Raw genomic sequence first — 20,021 nt, forward strand, 5'->3', positions numbered from 1 at the left:
AAACTTAGATAAAAACTGAATCACCTATACATGCATACGAGCAAGCGGTGTAATATCCTGTCCCACGAAATCCTGTTTAAGGTATTTCTGATAGCCGGCAATAGCAATCATAGCAGCATTATCTGTACAATATTCAAACTTCGGAATAAAGACACGCCATTTAAACTGTTCTCCCATTTCAATCAGTGCACTTCGTAACCCCGAATTGGCAGAGACACCACCGGCAATTGCAATGTCCTTTACACCCGTTTGTTTTGCCGCCTTCTTCAATTTATTCAAAAGAATAGAAACAATACGACTTTGTACCGAAGCACATACATCATTTAAATGTTTCGTTAAAAATTGAGGATCCTCTTTCATTTTAGCCTGGACCAGATACAATATCGCTGTCTTCAAACCCGAAAAGCTAAAATTCAGACCAGCAATTTGAGGTTCTGGCAAAGAAAAAGCGTTAGGGTCTCCCAATTGAGCGTACTTATCAATCAATGGTCCTCCAGGATACGGCAGTGTCAAAATCTTAGCCGTTTTATCAAAAGCCTCTCCGGCAGCGTCATCCAAGGTCTGCCCCAATAATTCCATATCAAAATAATCTTTGACCAACACGATCTGCGTATGCCCTCCGGAAACAGTGAGGCATAAGAAAGGAAAATTTGGTTTCGGATCCTCAATAAAATGCGCCAAAATATGTGCTTGCATGTGATTAACCTCAATCAAAGGAATCTGACGGGCCAATGCGAATGATTTCGCAAAAGAAGTTCCGACCAGAAGCGACCCCAACAAACCCGGTCCTCTGGTAAATGCTACCGCATCTACATCTTTTTTTGTAATTTTGGCCTGCTGTATGGCTTGGTCGACCGTAGGAATAATATTTTGTTGATGCGCACGAGAAGCTAACTCAGGTACGACGCCACCATATTTCGAGTGAATTGCTTGACCAGCAATAATATTTGACTTAATTTCACCGTCTATACATATAGAAGCTGAAGTTTCGTCGCATGAAGATTCTATTCCGAGGATGATAGCCATTTGAGGACAAAAAATATTTTAGATTACAAAAATATCAAAAAAATACTTAAAATAACGCTGATTACACTTACTAGTATACTTCTACTGGTAATTTTGACATTATTTTCGCTTCAGTTTTCCACTGTACAAACCTACGTTTCTAAAAAAGTAGCAGCCTATTTGTCTGAACAGTTAGATAGCGAGATCCGCATACACCGTGTTTATTTCAAACCTTTCAGCGCGATACAGTTACAGAAGTTCGAATTATTAGATAATAAAGGCAATCAAATTATTTACGTCGAAAATTTAGAAGCGCACCTGGTGCTGCACAAATTCTTTAACAAGAAGATTAGAATTGAAGAGATAAAACTGAAAAATGCCTACATCGATTTTCAGATTTATAAAGACAGCACCAACTTCAGCAAAGTCATCACCTACTTTTCTTCAAAAGATAAAAAGTTAAAAACTTCCTCTAAAGGAAAACTTGAGTTATCGCTCGACAAAATCGTGCTCGAAAATAATCATATCAGATTGGTTAATCATCGTTTTAAGCACCACAATCGAGGCGTAGATTTTTCGGATTTGGATATTACGCACCTTTCAGGCATATTCGACAACATAAAGCTCGATATTTCACATATAACTGCAACTATTTCCAAACTAACGTTTAAAGAAAAGTCCGGATTACACCTCCAGGAGCTAAGCACTGATGCCAGTTATTCGGATAGAAGCATGGAATTTAACAAATTTCATTTGGTAACAAACAATTCTGAACTGCGTGACTATTTACTTTTTGAGTACGAAAACATAAAAGATTTTCAAAATTTCATTCATAAAGTTCACGTGACGAGCCGATTAAAAAACTCACATGTAGATTCACGCGATATAGAGTTTTTTGCACCGTCAATGAAAAATGTCATCTTTCAAACAGATATCATAAAGGCTACGCTGTCAGGAACAGTCGCAAATATTCAAGCAGAAGAAGTACAATTCAAGACCTCCAACAACACAGAGTTGATTGGTCAGTTTACCATCAAAGGTCTCCCCTACATCGAACGTACACTGTTTGATTTTAACCTGAATAAATTACATACACATCCCGATGATATCGAATATCTAATCCCTCTTTTAGCAAATAGAAAGATCTTTAAACTACCAGAGCAAGTTCACCGTTTCAATGGAGTCACTTTTCAAGGTAAATTTCAGGGACTTTACACTGATTTTTTGGTTAATGGAACCTTCAAAACCGCTTTGGGAGAGCTCAACACCACGAGTAAGATCAATATAAAGAATAAACTCAGCTATAGCGGCCACGTACAATCCGACAATTTTCAAATAGGAAAGCTGATTAACACCGAGGTCATTGAAAATACAGGTTTAGATCTCAAGTATGAGGGGACTGGCCTGGTATTGAACGATTTGACACTAGCAGTTGACGGAAATATCCGGCACACCACTATCAAAAACTACAATTATGACTTAATAGCGCTACGTGGTAACATTAAGGATAAAATTTTGAGCGTACAAGGTCATATAGAAGATAAAAACCTCCGTTTAGTATATGCCAGTGATATTGATCTGAATTCCGAAAATCCCACTTATCAATTAGCCGGGAAAATTAATTTTGCTGCATTAAACAGATTAAATTGGGTCAATAAAGATAGCATCATTATACATCATGCTAATTTGAAAACAAATTTATCTGGAAATGTGTTAAACAATGTTGTCGGTGGTCTGGACGCAGATAGTATCCAAATGACGACTACCCGGGGTCATTTCAATATCGACAAATTACATTTCAGTGCGCAAGGCGATCAACAGGATAGGTTGCTGACCTTACATTCAGATGTCGTAGACGCTAAAATGCAAGGCAACATTGACCTCAATACAATTGGAGCGTATTTCAGCTCGCTGGCAATGCGATACGCTCCAGCTATAGGTATAGAAATTAAACCCTTCAATCCGCAAAATTTCGATTTAGAATTAAAGATTAAGTCTTTTGAGCCCGTGTCTGCTTTGTTAGATCCTTCACTCACCTTAGATGATGGAGCCCATTTGAATGCGTCATTCTCTACTACCAATTATACAGCTAAGTTCACCGGATTTAGCCCTTCTTTAACCTATAAGGGAATAAAAGTAACGAATCTGGCGATTGCCGAAAATGCGGATGAGGATGCGTTTTCATTAAACGTGACCGCCGACAAATTGAATTTTTCAGATAGTGCTTATATCAATCACATCGCTATCAAAAATGTATTAGCCAATGACAGCTTACACTTTAATATTGAGCTGTCAGACAAACAAGCGACCAACTACCTCCATCTAAATGGCAATATACATTTCGCTCCCAATAAACCAGCTTATATCAAATTTAGTCCATCCACTATTCTGATTAACCGAGAAAACTGGTTTCTAAATAATGATGCACAACTTCGCGTTTCAAAAGGAAAAATATACATTAACAAGTTATTATTAAGTCAAGCAAAACAACGGGTACAACTGGATGGCATTCTCTCCAATGAAAATGACCAACTGAATATGCTTTTCGATAATTTCAGTTTAACATCTTTGAATGGCTTAACCAACCCTTTAGGAATACAATTACATGGCTTTATGAATGGAAAAATGGAAATAAACTCTATTTTCAAACAACCTTTTGTCGCTGCGAATATACAGACAACACCTATTATATATAATGATATTCCTATTGGCCAACTGAATTTAATAGCCGACTTCGACCCTGAAAGTGGTGTGGCAAACGTCGATCTAAAGTTAGCAGATACTCAAAATAGAGGTATCAGTGTGCAAGGAAACTACAATCTATCGAATGATGACGAGCCATTAAACCTTAAAGGCAATCTGAATGAAACAGATTTGATTATTTTTCAGCCTTTTCTGAAGAATCTCGTATCAAACTTAAAGGGCAAAACTAACGCCAATGTAAGTATCGTAGGTACCTTTCGAAACCCCAAAATAAGTGGCATGGGGCATTTCAACGATGCCGAATTTACTGTAAACTACTTAAAGACACAGTATCGGATAGAAAATCAACCTGCAATGGTGCAAAATAATACGGTGATGCTTCAAAACCTGAAACTCTTTGATGCTAAAGGAAATACAGCAACAGCCAATGGAATTATCGACTTAGCAAAACTGATCAATCCATATATTGACGTGAATGTGGCTGGAAATAATTTCATGATCTTGAACACCAATTACAAGGACAACAACCTGTATTATGGTACAGCTTATGCCACGGGGAAATTTAGATTTAAAGGCTTTACTTCGGCGATAGATATCGACATCGATGCCAAATCTGAAGCGAATACAGTACTTACTATTCCTTTTAATAGCGCGATGACTATCGCAGAAAGTGATTTTATCTATTTCATCGGCCCCGATACCACTGAAAATAATAAGAAAGGAACCAAAAACTTATTTACCGGTCTTACGATGAATATGGACTTAGAACTTACTCCCGAAGCAGAGCTTAACCTGCAAACAAATCTAGGTTCACTAAAAGGTAGTGGTGCGGGCGAAGTTACCTTACGGATTTCCAGTTTGGGAGATTTTGAAATGTTTGGTGACTATGTCGCCAATTCGGGGAAATTTCATTTTACAGCGCAAGATTTCATCAATAAATACTTTGATATTAAAGAAGGTGGAACTGTTCGCTGGACGGGAAACCCCAGGGAGGCTGTCATTAACCTCAATGCAATATATCAACAGCGAACAGCTGTCGGCCCGTTATATAACGCCGCGGGTCGTTCGGGAGAAGATGAACGTGTGCTTGCACAAGCAGACATGATTATCAAAGGTACATTACAACAACCTGATATTACTTTTGACTTGAATTTTCCGCAAAACCCTTACATTAAGGATCAATTGCAAAGTTATTTGAGTGATGTAAACAATATTAATCAGCAAGCACTGAGTTTAATCGTACGCCGGAGTTTCACACCGAGCTCAACCAATGATGTTGGGCGGGAAGTAAATAACACGTTATTATCAGCCGGAACCGAAATTGCTTTTAATCAACTCAATAACATCATTTCTCAATCGTTAAACGTTAATTTTTTCGATCTCAATATCCGCTCGTTAAATGACGCATCTGCATCCGTTCGTTTATTAAATGATCGGCTTGTCTTGACGGGAGGGATTACCGACCGCCGCAATTACCAAGCCACAGACCTTACATTTTTTAGCGAAGGGGTCACGACCGATGCCGAGCTCACATACCGCTTACGTAAAGACGGACATCTTTTGCTTAGGGCGTACAACCGACCCTATACCCGCAATTTCTTAATACGAGCAAATGATGCTGAATATATCAGCGCATTGGGACTGGTTTATCGGCAAGAATTTAATTCTATTCAAGAATTTTGGCGTAGACTTTGGTATTGGAGCAGCAAAAAAGAAGATAACCCCAAAGAAAACACACACCCGTATACGGATAAGAAATCTAAAATCATACAATCAAAATAGCGGAAAAGGTCGATTCAAAAAATCGACCTTTTCCGCTATTTAAACTTGCTAGCGAGTGCCGCCAGCTTTGATCCCATATCTGTCTCTGGTGTTCTACCTGAATTTCCGCGCGGGTTATCAAGCTTCTTTCGAGGCACAACCTTTTCATCTGTTTTCATGGAAAGGCCTATACGATTACGTTTTTCATCCACCTCGGTCACCGTTACCATGACATGTTGCTGTACCTTGACAACTTCATGCGGATCAGACACGAAACGATTGGACAATTGGCTTAGATGTACCAAGCCATCTTGATGCACACCGATATCAACAAAAGCTCCGAAATTGGTAATATTAGTAACAATACCGGATAGCTTCATACCTGTACGTAAATCGGTAATGCTATTCACACCGTCTGTAAAAGAAAATGCTTCAAATTGCTCCCGCGGATCTAAGCCTGGTTTTGCCAGTTCCATTAATATATCATTTAACGTAGGCAGTCCTACTTCGTCTGTTATGTATGCTTTCAGATTAATCTGCTTTCTCACATTCTCATCTTTAATCAAATCGCTTACTTCAACCCTCAGGTCTTTTGCCATCTGTTCTACTAGTGCATATCTTTCAGGATGAACCGCAGACGCGTCCAACGGATGGCTTGCATTCCGTATCCGTAAAAATCCGGCAGCCTGTTCGAACGCTTTATCACCTAATCGAGGAACCTTCTTGAGTTCCCTTCGTGAACTAAACGGGCCATTTTCCTTACGATAATTAACAATTTGTTGTGCCAAAGAAGGTCCTAAACCAGAGATATAAGACAATATTTGTTTTGAAGCAGTATTTAATTCTACACCGACAGCATTCACACAAGACATCACCGTGTCATCCAAGGCATTTTGTAATTTATTCTGATCAACGTCATGCTGATACTGTCCTACTCCAATAGATTTGGGGTCTATTTTCACCAATTCAGCCAACGGGTCCATCAATCTACGACCAATGGAAACAGCTCCACGTACTGTAATATCATAATCCGGAAACTCTTCACGTGCTGTTTCCGAAGCAGAATAGATGGAAGCTCCCGATTCATTTACCATCACGAGCGTTACATTTTGCAAGCCTAATTTGCGAACAAAATCTTCCGTTTCACGGCCCGCTGTTCCATTACCGATAGCTATAGCTTCTATATCGTATTTGGAAACAAGATGTTTAACCGTTTTTTCCGCCTCTATCGCCCCTCCGGCACCGGTATGCGGAAATATAGCCGTATTTTCCAGTAAATTACCTTGTGCATCCAATACAACAGTTTTACACCCTGTACGAAATCCAGGATCGATTGCCAGTAGTCTTCTTTGTCCAAGTGGAGCCGCTAACAGCAGTTGTCTTACATTATCCGCAAATACTTTAATCGCCTCCTCGTCAGCTTTTTGACGGGTCAGCACACGAATTTCAGTCTCCATCGAAGGTTTTAACAAACGCTTGTATCCATCAATTATTGCCAGCCGTACCTGCTTCGCAGCCTCATTAGTCCCTTTGATAAATATAGAATCGATTAATGGTAGTATCGATTCTTCCGACACCTCGATATCTAAGTATAAAAACTCTTCCTTCTCTCCTCGACGCATGGCCAACACACGATGTGAGGGGGCTTCTTTGAGTGACTCCGACCACTCATAATAATCTTTATATTTCAAAGCAGATTCTTCCTTCCCGGGCACCACACGCGAAACAAAAGTACCCTTCTCTAAAAACACCCTACGCGTGCGCGCACGTACCTCCGCATCTTCAGCTATCGTTTCAGCAATAATATCCCTTGCCCCTGCCAATGCCTCTTCCAATGAAGAAACACCTTTTTCTACATCGATAAAGGTTTCAGCCTGATCGTTAATTTCTGTTGAATTTTGTGCCAAAAGAAAATCTGCCAAGGGTTGTAACCCCTTTTCACGCGCAACAGATGCCCGTGTTTTGCGTTTGGGTTTATATGGAAGATAGATATCTTCTAATGCCGACATCGTTTCGGCAGATCTAACCTGCTTTTCGAGTTCAGGCGTAAGTTTCCCTTGATCTGTTATGGATTTCAGAACCGCTTCTTTGCGCTTATCCAGATCTCTTAATTGCTGCATGCGGTCACGGATTGACGTGATCTGCACCTCATCTAAGCTCCCTGTTAATTCTTTACGATAACGAGAAATAAATGGTATGGTAGCCCCTTCATCCAATAATCCAATTGTAGTACTTACCTGTTTGGACGTAAGCGCCAATTCTTTCGAAATAATAATTTCGTGTGACATAAAAATTTTAGTAGATCCCTATTGAAAAATAAAGCCGTTGACGGTAATACATCAACAGCTCTAACATATATTTTAATTCGTTTTTATTCAGGCGTTTTTTACCGAGTCATCTTTTGACTTTTCCTCATCTATAGCACCTGTTGTGTCCTCGCTATTTTCCATCGTATTTTGATTGGCAAAATTATCGTTATAGCCATATTTGTAATATTCCGATTCATCTACAGGATGCGCTCCGGGATCATGTTGATACGTGTTTTCCGGCGCAGTAAATTCCGGAAATTTCTTTTCGGCAACAGCCGTTTCCTGTTCATCCGATACATCCGTACCCTCAACTTCTTCAGAAGAAGATATCGACGTATCCTCCGTTTTTTGACGAGCAACCTCTTTATCCTCTACTGTCACTTCCAAATCCTTTTCAAAGTTATTGATCTGATCCGAAATCTCTCTTTTAATCCCTTCAGAAGCATCTTTAAATTCGCGGATTCCTTTCCCTAGTCCACGCGCCAATTCCGGTAATTTCTTTCCTCCAAATAACAGTAAAATAACAATTACTATTAACATCATCTCTTGGGTACCAATATTTAATAAAGCTAACGTCGTCATACTTTAATTACAATTTAATAAGGCTAAGGTAAGCGTATTATTTATTTTACCCAATACTTTACTGTAAATATTTAGCCATAAAAACTTATTAACAGGTATCCCAATTTGTAGGTATATCTTTTGTAGCTTTGCAGGCTAATTTACGAACGTGATGCGATCAAGTCTTAAGGCAAATAAAAATTACTATCTAAGTACTATGGCTTTGGCGGGTCCTGTGGTCATCTCACAATTGGGGCACACATTGGTTCAAACAGCGGATACCATGATCGTAGGGCACTTTGCCGGACGTATTCCCTTAGCAGCTGTCTCGCTATCACATTCCTTTTTTATGATCGTATTAGTGATAGGTCTGGGCATTGCTTATGGCCTTACCCCTTTAATAGCACAGGAAAATGGCAAAGCAAATAAAGAAGAATGTACTAAACTACTTTCCAACAGCTTTTGGATAAACTTCGTCACAGGTATAATTTTATTTTGTTTCGTGTACTTTGGGTCTATGGTCGCAATGGACTATGCGGATCAAGATCCACAGGTCGTAAAAGAGGCTAAGCCCTACTTATTTTTATTGAGTTTATCCATTTGGCCATTAATGATATTCAATACATTCAAACAATTTGCGGAGGGACTGGGATTTACCAAACAAGCGATGAATATCACCATTTGGGGAAATGTGTTAAATGTGGCAATAGCTATCGTATTAGTTAAAGGCATGTTTGGCTTCGAGCCAATGGGAATTCGGGGCGTAGGATTGGCAACATTAATTGACCGTGTATTGATGATGATAGTCATGATGACGTATGTATTGCGTGCCAAACCTTTTAAATCATACTTGATAAAATTTGACCTGTTCTTTATACAATGGCAAAGAATTAAAAACATATTGCGCATTGGCGCTCCGGTCGCTATGCAATATGTATTCGAAATTGGAGCCTTCGCCGGAGCATCGGTCATTGCAGGTCAGATTGGTGCATTAGAACAAGCATCCCATCAGGTCGCGATCACCTTAGCCGCCATGACCTATATGATGGCCAGTGGCATCGCTGCCGCTGCGACAATCAAGACGGGCAACAGTTTCGGGAACAACAAGTATTACAGGTTACAGAAATTCGCACGTGTATCGTACCATCTGGTTTTGATCTTTATGGTTTTTACAGCCGTATTATTCGCAGTGTTCAACCAATATTTACCACATCTCATCACAACGGATACTGCCGTGATTCAGCTTTCAGCTCAATTACTAATTATTGCCGGATTATTTCAGTTGTTTGACGGAACACAGGTAGTGGGTTTAGGAATCCTGCGCGGTATGGGAGATGTAAATATACCAACACTCTTTACATTTATCGCGTATTGGATTATTGGTTTACCAGCAGGCTATTTCATGGGCATCAATCTAGACTGGGGCGTACAGGGAGTATGGTACGGGTTGACGCTAGGGCTCTTGACTTCATCTCTTCTATTATATTTAAGATACAGACATATCATCAAACGAAAACTGGTTTAGTTACATACAATTTAGAGCACCATCGATGTGAATTAACGGACTGAGATAAGGAATATCTAGGTTAGCCCCACGCAACAGAAACCACATACCCATCAATAAATAGAGAAACGGAATAATTCTGACGAAGTTTATTTTAAAAATACGTTTGGGTAAAGCGGTTGCAAAAGAAAATATAAACATCAGCGGTAATGTTCCTAGCCCGAACAAGACCATGAACCAAAAGCTATTCATTACTTGATTGGCATTCATTGCCGAAGCCAGCGCCATATATACCATACCACAAGGCAAAATACCATTAAGCATCCCTGCTATAAAAGATCCCCCCGGCCTGTATAGCCATTTGCCCATTACACGGGTAAGAGGTTGTATTGCTCTGGTTTGTAGCCGAACCAACTTGCTGGATTTTTTAGCCACGAAATAAAACAATCCTATTCCAATTAGGATGACACCAGTAACAACAGAAAATCCTTGTTGCCATCCCTGTAAGACAGCAAAACTACCAAATATCCCCAGCAGTAACCCAATACAGCCGTAGGTTAAAATCCGTCCTGCTTGGTACAGCAGTTTATTGAACGTTTGACGGCATGAGATATGTTGGTTACCTTGAATAGCAACAAGTAGCGGCCCACACATCACTGCACAGTGTATGCTGCCAAACAGGCCCATAAAAAAAGCAAGGTAGTGATACGTCATTGTGCGTTACTGCATATTAAGAGACTGATTGGCAATATATCCCTTTCCATTCGCATCCCAAGAAATCTCCAGGTTCCAATTTCCTTTTTCAAAAGAAGCAGTCGGTAACTTAAAAATATTATTCGTGGTATAAAACGGGATCTTCTTATCCAAAGAACCATCTGAATTTCTTTGAAAACGCAGGGTCCCCCTATTACTTTCCTGCGTGAATATAATAACCAGTGTGTCACTATTCAGTTGAATAGCAGGCGCTGCCCTATCGTCTAATAAATTTTGTTTACGATTGTAAACCTGATCGTAGTTTAGACTTTGTTCATAGTAATCTTCCTCTACTAAGCTATCGGTATCTTTCGTCACCATATAAACACCGGCCGCAATTATAAACAACATAAAAGTGGCTAAGCCCAAAACAATTTTCATTCCCCAATTCATATATTATAACCTAAGTTCCTGGAGGTGCTATGAAAGTTGTTTTCATCTTCTCAACTACCTTCCCTTCAGAAATTACATTTACGATAACATTCGTTTTATATTTTGCTATATGCTCTCTTCTGCCAATCAAAAAGAAACTCATCTTAGCCGTACCATCCTTCTGCAATCTTTCTATTTTATTAACCAGCTGCAGCTGTAAATCAGGATTTTCGGGTGACAGTTTGAAGGCAATATCCTTTCCGCTTTTATTCATGAGTTCCAGTGTGTACAAGTTGCTGATTGTACCATCCGGACGCGTTTGGTAAGTACTCCCTGTCGCACGAAGCAGCGATGTACCAATTATTGAACGGCTAAATATCATATATCCGAATACCCCCATCAATAACGCTAAAATAATGGTATAAAATATAGCGCGGGAGTTGTTTTTCTTAAAACTAGCCTTATCCTCTACCTCTGCCATCGAATAGAAACCAATGAGCCGCTTTGGTCTATTTATTTTTTCCATTACGGTATCACATACATCAATGCAAGCCGTACAATTCACACATTCCAATTGTATGCCATTTCGTATATCAATCCCCGTTGGACAAACGTGAACACATAACTTACAATCTATACAGTCACCTTTTCGTTCATCCGGATTCTCTTCCCTACGTAATTTCCCTCTCGGCTCACCACGATTTTCATCATAAGCGACCGTAAGACTCCTATCGTCCAATAATACTCCCTGTAATCTTCCATAAGGGCAGATTGTCGTACATACTATTTCCCGGACGTAAGCGAATACAGCGTAAAATAAAAGCGTAAATACAATAATCGACACAAAACCACCTATATGTTGATCCACCGGATCGGTCATTATTTGAAATAAAGCATCCGTACCAATAATATAGGCCAAGAAAATATTGGAAATAAAAAAGGAGATCAACAGAAAAACCGTGTGCTTCAACATTTTTTTCCAAGCACGAGAATCCGTACTAGGGCCTTCGTTCACTTTTCTTTGTTGCTGCCAATCTCCTTCAATCCAATATTCAATCCTTCGGAATACAAGTTCCATGAAAATGGTTTGTGGGCAAGCCCACCCACACCACACCCTGCCGTACACTACTGTAAAAAGAACAATAGAGACAAGAACAATCAAACTCCCAAACACAAATATATGTAAATCCTGTGGGTAAAAAATATTACCAAAAATGGAAAATTTCCGTTCAATGAGGTTAAACATTAAAAAAGGATTCCCGCCAACTTTTATAAAAGGAGCCACAAAAAGGAACAGCAGTAAACTATACCCTACCCCTTGTCTATAATTGTAAAGCTTCCCGGAAGGCTTCTTTACATATATCCATTCCCGCTTTGATTTTGATTGCTCACCTTGCAGTTCCTTTTCCGTTGTTCCCATTATTACCTTACTTCTGCCACTATTGTTATTTATTCAACTACTGTAGAATCTGTATTGACTTCCTCCGCTCCCGCTACTTCGTAAATAACTTCAGTTCCCTCCGGTGCCTTTGGATTAGCCGGCTTTGTATCTCTAAGCGTTAAAATGTAATTACTTACCTCGGCGATTTGCCCGGGTGTCAGCGTTTGTTCCCAAGGAACCATACCTTTTTCCGGCACACCATACTTAACCGTTTTGAAAATATCTTTTATCTCTCCGCCATGAATCCAGTTTCTATCCGTCAGATTGGGTCCAATCGTACCTTCACCATTATTTCCGTGACACGCAGCGCAGTTAGCCATAAAAATAGATTTTCCGGCCGCAGCTAAAGCAGGGTCTGCCAATACGTTACTTTCGTCTACCAAATTAGCTGCCTGCGCCAGGTATTCCTGTTTTTGCTTTTCAGCCACAGCCACTTCTTGATTATACTCTTGGTCTTGCAACATTCCCCAGCCAAATACATGATAAATCAACAAGTACACAACACCAAAACAAACGGTAGAATAAAACAACGCGTTAAACCAGATCGGAATTGGATTATCCAACTCTTTGATACCATCGTATTCATGATCGATCTCGATATCTTTTTCTTCTTCAAGAGGCCTTAGACCCAATATGCTATTCCAACTCGCTCTTCTGTTTTGTCTAGACGTTAACCGAGCAAGTTTTTTAGCTTCTTCTTCCTGCTTAACCAATTCCGGCATAGTCACTTTTAAAATAGATCGCATTGCCTTTTGTACTACTATCGCAGATGCCAATAGTACAATCATTACCACAATCAATGCTACTATTAGAATATCGTTATACATATCCCCAGATCCAAATGTCCAGTTCGAAACATTTGTAGTCGTATCCGCTGCTATTAAAAATAAATTCATAATCTTAGTTTCTATTCCGTTGAACGATCAATTTCTTTTTCAGATTCATCAAATGGAATTTGTTTCATATATTTTATATGATCTCTACCCATAAAGAATAACATGAACCCAACCACGACAAAAAAGATGATGAAGATCCAAAGTGATGTGATTAAGTACATTTCATCACCATTTAAATTTGTTATCTGTTTAAACATTTTCTTTTGATTATAGTTAAGTACTATTCTTGCTCTACACTTGTTGTAAGCTCGTCTTTTTTAGGTTCAGCTTTAATATCGGTCCCCAGTCGCTGTAAGTAAGCAATTAATGCAATAATCTCCCGGTCAGATTTTACACTTACCTGATTTGTCGCTAAATCTTTTGCAATACGGTCGGCCTGCTGCTCTGCGGCGCTCACAGCTTGATCCACCTCATCGTTAGAATATGGGACACCAAGGAGACGCATGGCATTCATTTTAGCTTTTAACATACTGTTATCCAACTTTTGTTCGATCAGCCAAGGATATGAAGGCATAATACTTCCGGGAGAAGTGATGGTTGGATCTAGCATGTGGTCAAAATGCCATTTGTTTGGGTATTTACCTCCTATACGATGTAAATCCGGACCTGTCCGTTTAGATCCCCATAAGAAAGGCATATCGTAAACAAACTCTCCCGCTTTACTATACTCCCCATATCTTGCTGTTTCCGAACGGAAAGGCCTTATTGTCTGTGAGTGACAATTCACACACCCCTCGCGTATATACAAGTCCCTGCCTTGTAATTCCAGAGCAGTATAAGGTTTCACACTACTGATCGTAGGAATATTACTTCGTATCGTAAATGTCGGTATCATCTCTACTATACCCCCTATCAGGATCGCGATCAATGCCAATACCATAAATAAAACAGGCTTACGTTCTAATCTACGGTGTTGCGAACGTTCATTAACAACTACAGGTGTTAATGAAGGAGCTTCAGCCGCTTCATTGGCCAGTAACTTACCCGACTTCATCGTTTTCACCAGATTGTAGGTCATGATAATCACCCCCGTCAAGTACAATGCTCCTCCTAACGCACGCATCATGTGCATCGGGAGAATTTCCAACGTTGTCGCTAAGAAGTTCGGATACTTCAATACGCCTTCAGGAGTAAACTCTTTCCACATCAGGCCCTGCACTACCGCTGCCCAGTACATCGGGATAGCATAGAATAAAATACCCAATGTACCTATCCAAAAGTGGACATTAGCCAACTTTTTAGAATACAATTGTGTTTTATAGATACGGGGAAGCAACCAATAGAGAACAGCAAAGGTCATAAAACCATTCCATCCCAATGCACCAATATGGACATGAGCTACAATCCAATCGGTAAAGTGCGCAATCGCGTTAACTTGCTTTAACGACAACATTGGGCCTTCGAATGTAGCCATACCATAGCTGGTCAGTGCCACCACCATAAATTTCAAAGTAGGTTCCGTACGTACTTTATCCCATGCGCCACGTAAGGTCAAAAGCCCGTTAATCATTCCTCCCCAAGATGGAGCAATAAGCATAATTGAAAATACCACGCCTAAAGATTGTACCCAACCCGGCAATGAGGTATATAATAGATGGTGAGGACCAGCCCAGATGTAAATAAAAATCAAAGACCAGAAGTGGAGGATACTCAGCTTGTAGGAGTAAACCGGCCTGTTCGCCATCTTAGGCAAGAAATAATACATCATTCCTAAGAATGGAGTTGTTAAGAAAAAAGCAACAGCGTTGTGACCATACCACCATTGTACCAATGCATCCTGGACACCCGCATATACATAAAAGCTCTTCCACATTCCTACAGGCAATTGGATTGAATTTACAATATGCAATACCGCCACTGTAACGAAAGTAGCAATGTAAAACCAAACAGCCACATACATGTGACGCTCCCTACGCTTAATGATCGTACCAAACATATTGATACCAAACACTACCCAAATAACGGTAATAGCTAAGTCAATAGGCCATTCCATCTCAGCATATTCATGCGATGTGGTCAGCCCAAGTGGTAATGTAATAGCTGATGCTACAATTACCAATTGCCATCCCCAAAAATGTATTTTTCCCAATACATCACTAAACATCCTTGCTTTCAACACACGCTGCATGGAGTAGTATACTCCCATAAAAATAGCGTTACCTACGAAAGCAAAAATAACTGCATTCGTATGAACCGGGCGAACTCTACCAAAAGTGGTGTATTGATTAAGGAAGTTTAATTCTGGCCATATCAGTTGGCATGCGATCAGTAAACCAACTGACATACCTATAATACCCCAGACAATTGTCGCGATTCCAAAGTCGCGGACAATCTTGTTGTCATAATTAAAGTGCTCTAACTGCATTACTCATCTTTTTGATTTCGAAAGTAAAAGTAAAGACAATTACATGACAATCTAATGACGTATAGCTCTCAAAAATATGACCATCATCACTGTTTAATCAAATCTAGATCGACAATAAAAAAGGGCTTAGAAATGTATTTCCAAACCCTTTTTATATTTACTATATTTTAATTTACCCTTTCGAAACACGAAGATTTTCATCGTACCCATACATCTCCGGATTTTCAATAACTTCTTTAACAGAAATTAATTTATATACGTATGCTGCAGTTTCCGAATTAAGACGTAATTCGTAGTAGTTATCAACTCCCTGACGACGCAATGAAGATTTTAAGCTTCCTCCTCCGACATTGTAAGCGGCTGCCACCAATGTCCAGTCACCAAATTCACTGTACAGATATTGTAAATAACGCGCTGCAGCGTGAGTAGATTTCACAAGATCTAATCGTTCATCTACTTTCGAATTCACTTTCAATCCAAATAGTCTCGCTGTCTGAGGCATAAATTGCCAATAACCGCCCGCCCCTTTGTGCGATCTGACACCTGCATCCAAGCCACTCTCTACCAAAGGAATATATTTAAAATCCTCAGGAATACCATACGACATCAAGATCTTTGAGACACTTGGTAAATGTTTAGCTGCTTTTTCGTGCAAAAAATGAGATTGTTGCTTTTTAAAGGAGAAATTTGAGAGGTACTTACTTAGTTTCCGTTTAACAAAACTATCTTCCATCGGGAGACATTCATTTGCGAATGTTATGGTTTTATAGTAAGCCTCTAACTGTTTTTCAGGTGAGCTTTCTCTTTCTTTGATTTTACTCACCGCGTAAGCAATTAATTTTTGCTTGTATGGATCTTCTATAGATCCCATCTGTGGATTTGAGTATAATTTTGACAACAACATTGCCAACAAAATCACACTACTACATAATACTTTCTTTCTAATCATTCACTCCCTTACTGCTATCCTATCCACGATAAATCGATCAAGAAATAGCTTGGTTCAAATTTGAGTTGGCAAATGTACGCACTATTTAATTAAAAAACAAACACTTACAACTTCACCTGTTTTTACGGCATCTCACAATCCGGCTGACAAGACTAATTAGCATTAAACCGCTATATAAAAAAAATTAAAAAAAATATCAATAATTTAAGTAACTTTGTGGTTCAATTTTATTAAAAATATGCCTTTCAAAAATCAAAGGAACAGTCGCGATGACAACTCCAAAAAACAAAGAAACAACTCAGAAAGTTTCAAATCAAAGGGTAGTCAAGGCAAAAGAAATACCGGTACCAAAGGTAATTCGTACACTAAATTTTCTTCCGGAAGCGATGAAAAAAACACCTCATCTTACTCAAAAAGATCTGAAAAACCGTTCACAAAAAAGTTTGACGACAAGGGAGATAGAGGCCGGACAGAAGACAAAGGATTTTCTCCTAAAAAAGGTACAGGAAGACCTTTTGAAAAGAAATTCGATGATAGAGAAGATAGACCAAGGGGGTTTAAATCAAACACTCGCAGCGAAGAAAAAAATTCATTTACGACAAGAAAAGGTACAGGAAGACCTTTCGAAAAGAAATTCGATGATAAAGGTGGAAGACCAAGAAGCTTTGGATCTTCTTCAAGAAATGAAGGCAGAACATCTCCTTCAGGTAGAAAATTTTCTGAACGGCCTTATGAAAAAAGAGTCGACGCTCAAGCTGAACCAAAAGGCTTCGAAAATTCAGAAGAAAAAGAAGACCGGTATAAAATCCCCGGAAAGCGAAAATTTTCTCCTGCTAAAAGACCTGCATCACGCACAAATGAAGACGACGGTACGATCCGCCTAAATAGATACATCTCAAATTCAGGAATTTGTTCACGACGCAAAGCTGACGAATTAATCGAGGCCGGAGTCATCTCCGTAAATGGAGAAGTGATTACAGAATTAGGCACAAAAGTAGATCCGGCAAAAGATGAAATTCGCTACAACAACGAACGTCTTAAACGTGAAAAAATGGTCTATGTGTTACTTAACAAACCAAAGGACTATATCACGACCACAGATGATCCACAAGAACGTAGAACGGTCATGCAATTAGTTTCCAAAGCAACTAAGGAACGTATTTATCCTGTTGGTCGTCTCGACCGAAATACCACAGGTTTATTACTCTTAACCAATGACGGAAATTTAGCCGAAAAACTTTCGCATCCTCGTAATAATGTCAGTAAGATTTATAACATTGAGCTAGACAAAAATCTAACCCAGGGAGATTTAAATAAAATTGAGTTTGGTCTGGAACTAGAAGATGGCTTTATCAAACCTGATGATATCAGCTATGTACAAGGAGCGAGCAAACGTGAAGTCGGCATCCAAATTCATTCGGGGAAAAACCGTATCGTAAGACGTATTTTTGAATCTCTGGGTTACGAAGTTATAAAACTTGACCGAGTAGTATACGCGAACTTAACGAAGAAAGATCTTCCACGTGGACGATGGAGATATTTAGAAGAAAGGGAGTTAATTCAATTAAAACATTTGATCAAATAATCAAACGGGGTGCATTTTCAAATGCACCTTTTTTGTTGCCATCACGTTTCGAACGTAAATAATTTCTCTTTTAAAGCTAATATGAAATATCCGGATTATTTTCGTTCGTGTTTGTGTTTTGCAATCGTGGATATTTTGTATTTTTAGCAAAAATTAAACAATATGACAGATCCAAAAACACTTACCTCCGTAGCCGAGTTTCATAAGACATTTCAACATCCCATATTAGATACACCGACAATCCCCTCAGAAGCACGCTGCAATCTACGTGTCGCCTTAATTGCAGAAGAACTTAAAGAATTAGAAGAAGCAATCCAGGCTAAGGACATTGTAGAAATCGCGGATGCCTTGTGTGATATTCAATACGTATTATCCGGGGCAGTGTTGGAATTTGGTCTTAAAGATAAATTCAATGCGCTATTTGAAGAAGTTCAACGATCTAATATGAGTAAGGCCTGCAAAGACGAGCATGAAGCCAAAGCGACACAAGCACATTATAAGACAAAAGGCGTAGATAGCTATTATAAAGAAGTAGACGGCTTATATTTAGTTTTCAGAGAAGGAGATAATAAAACCTTAAAATCTATCAACTATTCTCCCGCTGACTTGGCTACTATTGTAACGAAATAACGAAGGCGACAAAATTTTGTCGCCTTTTTGCTATTAATCCATTATCGTTTGGCACACTATCATGAAGCAAACAAACTTCCTTGCACAACGCCTCTAGCTTCCATTCCCTTGTCAATATAAGTTTGAATTCCGGATTTTGGAAGCCCCCAGTTAGGTGCGATAAGTAATTCCTTATCGGCAATACCAAAAATACGTTGAACAACTATATCCGGTCTTAACAAAGGGATAAACTTGGATAAGAACGCCGTGTATTCCTCTATAGAAAATAATTTAAACGGTTCCTTTTTATATTTTGCTCCCATAATCGAACCTTCTACAATATGCAAATGATGCAATTTCACAAATTTAATCTGCGTATGCCGGTTAATTTCATCCGCATACCGTAACATCATCTCTTCAGTTTCCCACGGAAAGCCAAAAATCGTGTGTACACAGATTTCCAATGGTGAATTTTCGAGCAAGCCCATGATATTTGTAAACTCGTCATGTGAACAACCTCTGTTTATCCTTTCCAAAGTATCATTATAAATAGATTCCATCCCCATCTCCAAATCTACATCGTATCGATCGCAATAACTTTCCAAAAGTGCGATCTTTTCAAAATCGAGGCAATCAGGACGTGTTCCCACAGAAAGACCTAATGTATTCTCCGGATCTATACTCAATGCCTCATCATACAGCATTTTGAGCAAATGTGCCGGGGCATAGGTATTCGTATTAGGCTGAAAATAAATAATAAACTTCTCTGCACCATAACTATTCCTGGCGCGCGCTATACCATTTTCGACCTGTTCTTTTATGGAGGGAATTTTACGCGCTGTATCAGGCGTAAACGAATCTACATTGCAATACGTACATCCTCCATACCCCTTGCTACCATCGCGATTAGGACAAGTAAAATTACCATCAACGATGACCTTAAAAACCTTTTGTCCATTATATTTCTCTTTCAAGTATGCACCGTAATGATTATACGGTTTAATACCATTGTCTAGTTGTGTAGCCATTGCAGAAGCAAAGATAAGAATTAGTATTAAGTATTGAGATGCAAGTTGTCAATACAAAAAAAAAGAGCCCTTACTGTTTCCAGCAAGGGCTCTGTATAAAAAAAGGCACCGACCTACTCTCCCACCTGTTACGGCAATACCATCGGCTCTGGCGGGCTTGACTTCTCTGTTCGGAATGGG

15 protein-coding genes and 1 rRNA gene are annotated in these 20,021 nt (G+C 39.3%); 4 read left to right on the forward strand and 12 right to left on the reverse strand.

The features are described from left to right. Positions 1 to 24 precede the first annotated feature (24 nt). Positions 25 to 1,026: a tRNA (adenosine(37)-N6)-threonylcarbamoyltransferase complex transferase subunit TsaD gene (gene tsaD, locus E4F24_RS00305; RefSeq protein ID WP_140936610.1), complete on the reverse strand. Its 1,002-nt coding sequence runs from the start codon at positions 1,024 to 1,026 to the stop codon at positions 25 to 27. On the opposite strand from tsaD, the gene E4F24_RS00310 reads away from it, so the two are divergent. After that, entirely contained in the window at positions 1,027 to 5,490 is a 4,464-nt protein-coding gene (locus E4F24_RS00310) for a translocation/assembly module TamB domain-containing protein (protein WP_449448566.1), read from the forward strand. A 35-nt stretch (positions 5,491 to 5,525) separates the two neighbouring features. Here E4F24_RS00310 and E4F24_RS00315 read toward each other — a convergent pair whose 3' ends face one another. Both E4F24_RS00315 and E4F24_RS14080 read right to left on the reverse strand, forming a co-directional pair. Continuing rightward, positions 5,526 to 7,757 (reverse strand): Tex family protein, encoded by a 2,232-nt coding sequence (locus tag E4F24_RS00315; RefSeq protein WP_140936611.1) that lies wholly within the window; start codon positions 7,755 to 7,757, stop codon positions 5,526 to 5,528. Between the two features lie 87 nt (positions 7,758 to 7,844). Continuing rightward, positions 7,845 to 8,360, reverse strand: a complete 516-nt coding sequence (locus E4F24_RS14080) for a Sec-independent protein translocase subunit TatA/TatB (protein WP_140936612.1) — start codon at positions 8,358 to 8,360, stop codon at positions 7,845 to 7,847. Between the two features lie 196 nt (positions 8,361 to 8,556). On the opposite strand from E4F24_RS14080, the gene E4F24_RS00325 reads away from it, so the two are divergent. After that, a complete protein-coding gene (locus E4F24_RS00325) occupies positions 8,557 to 9,864 on the forward strand; it encodes an MATE family efflux transporter (protein WP_235891118.1) in 1,308 nt (435 codons plus the stop codon). Here the strand turns inward: E4F24_RS00325 and E4F24_RS00330 are convergent, their stop codons facing one another. The 7 genes from E4F24_RS00330 to E4F24_RS00360 all read right to left on the reverse strand — a co-directional run bounded on the left by E4F24_RS00330 (position 9,865) and on the right by E4F24_RS00360 (position 16,541). Beyond that, positions 9,865 to 10,557, reverse strand: coding sequence for a sulfite exporter TauE/SafE family protein (locus tag E4F24_RS00330; RefSeq protein ID WP_140936614.1), 693 nt, complete (start codon positions 10,555 to 10,557; stop codon positions 9,865 to 9,867). Positions 10,558 to 10,563: 6 nt separating this feature from the next. Next, positions 10,564 to 10,977, reverse strand: coding sequence for a FixH family protein (locus E4F24_RS00335; protein ID WP_235891119.1), 414 nt, complete (start codon positions 10,975 to 10,977; stop codon positions 10,564 to 10,566). A 22-nt stretch (positions 10,978 to 10,999) separates the two neighbouring features. Next, positions 11,000 to 12,388: a cytochrome c oxidase accessory protein CcoG gene (gene ccoG / locus E4F24_RS00340; protein WP_140936616.1), complete on the reverse strand. Its 1,389-nt coding sequence runs from the start codon at positions 12,386 to 12,388 to the stop codon at positions 11,000 to 11,002. Positions 12,389 to 12,417: 29 nt separating this feature from the next. Further along, positions 12,418 to 13,305 carry a cbb3-type cytochrome c oxidase N-terminal domain-containing protein gene (locus tag E4F24_RS00345; RefSeq protein WP_140936617.1) on the reverse strand — a complete coding sequence of 296 codons (888 nt, stop codon included), beginning with the start codon at positions 13,303 to 13,305 and terminating at the stop codon, positions 12,418 to 12,420. Positions 13,306 to 13,316: 11 nt separating this feature from the next. Then, positions 13,317 to 13,502 carry a hypothetical protein gene (locus tag E4F24_RS00350; RefSeq protein WP_140936618.1) on the reverse strand — a complete coding sequence of 62 codons (186 nt, stop codon included), beginning with the start codon at positions 13,500 to 13,502 and terminating at the stop codon, positions 13,317 to 13,319. Between the two features lie 23 nt (positions 13,503 to 13,525). Next, positions 13,526 to 15,670, reverse strand: coding sequence for a cytochrome-c oxidase, cbb3-type subunit I (ccoN, locus tag E4F24_RS00355; RefSeq protein WP_140936619.1), 2,145 nt, complete (start codon positions 15,668 to 15,670; stop codon positions 13,526 to 13,528). A gap of 172 nt (positions 15,671 to 15,842) precedes the next feature. Beyond that, the gene (locus tag E4F24_RS00360) at positions 15,843 to 16,541 is read right to left on the reverse strand and encodes a lytic transglycosylase domain-containing protein (RefSeq protein ID WP_235891120.1); all 699 of its coding nucleotides are present in this window, start codon (positions 16,539 to 16,541) and stop codon (positions 15,843 to 15,845) included. Positions 16,542 to 16,857: 316 nt separating this feature from the next. Here E4F24_RS00360 and E4F24_RS00365 point away from each other — a divergent pair, with 316 nt between their 5' ends. Beyond that, a complete protein-coding gene (locus tag E4F24_RS00365) occupies positions 16,858 to 18,204 on the forward strand; it encodes a pseudouridine synthase (RefSeq protein WP_140936621.1) in 1,347 nt (448 codons plus the stop codon). A 162-nt stretch (positions 18,205 to 18,366) separates the two neighbouring features. Next, positions 18,367 to 18,834, forward strand: a complete 468-nt coding sequence (locus E4F24_RS00370) for a pyrophosphohydrolase domain-containing protein (protein ID WP_140936622.1) — start codon at positions 18,367 to 18,369, stop codon at positions 18,832 to 18,834. A 59-nt stretch (positions 18,835 to 18,893) separates the two neighbouring features. Here E4F24_RS00370 and E4F24_RS00375 read toward each other — a convergent pair whose 3' ends face one another. Continuing rightward, positions 18,894 to 19,841, reverse strand: coding sequence for a tRNA modification radical SAM protein MnmL/YtqA (locus E4F24_RS00375; RefSeq protein WP_140936623.1), 948 nt, complete (start codon positions 19,839 to 19,841; stop codon positions 18,894 to 18,896). Between the two features lie 100 nt (positions 19,842 to 19,941). Continuing rightward, positions 19,942 to 20,021, reverse strand: a 5S ribosomal RNA gene (rrf, locus tag E4F24_RS14160); the annotation flags it as partial.

The organism is Sphingobacterium lumbrici (assembly GCF_006476045.1).
GTDB lineage: Bacteria > Bacteroidota > Bacteroidia > Sphingobacteriales > Sphingobacteriaceae > Sphingobacterium > Sphingobacterium lumbrici.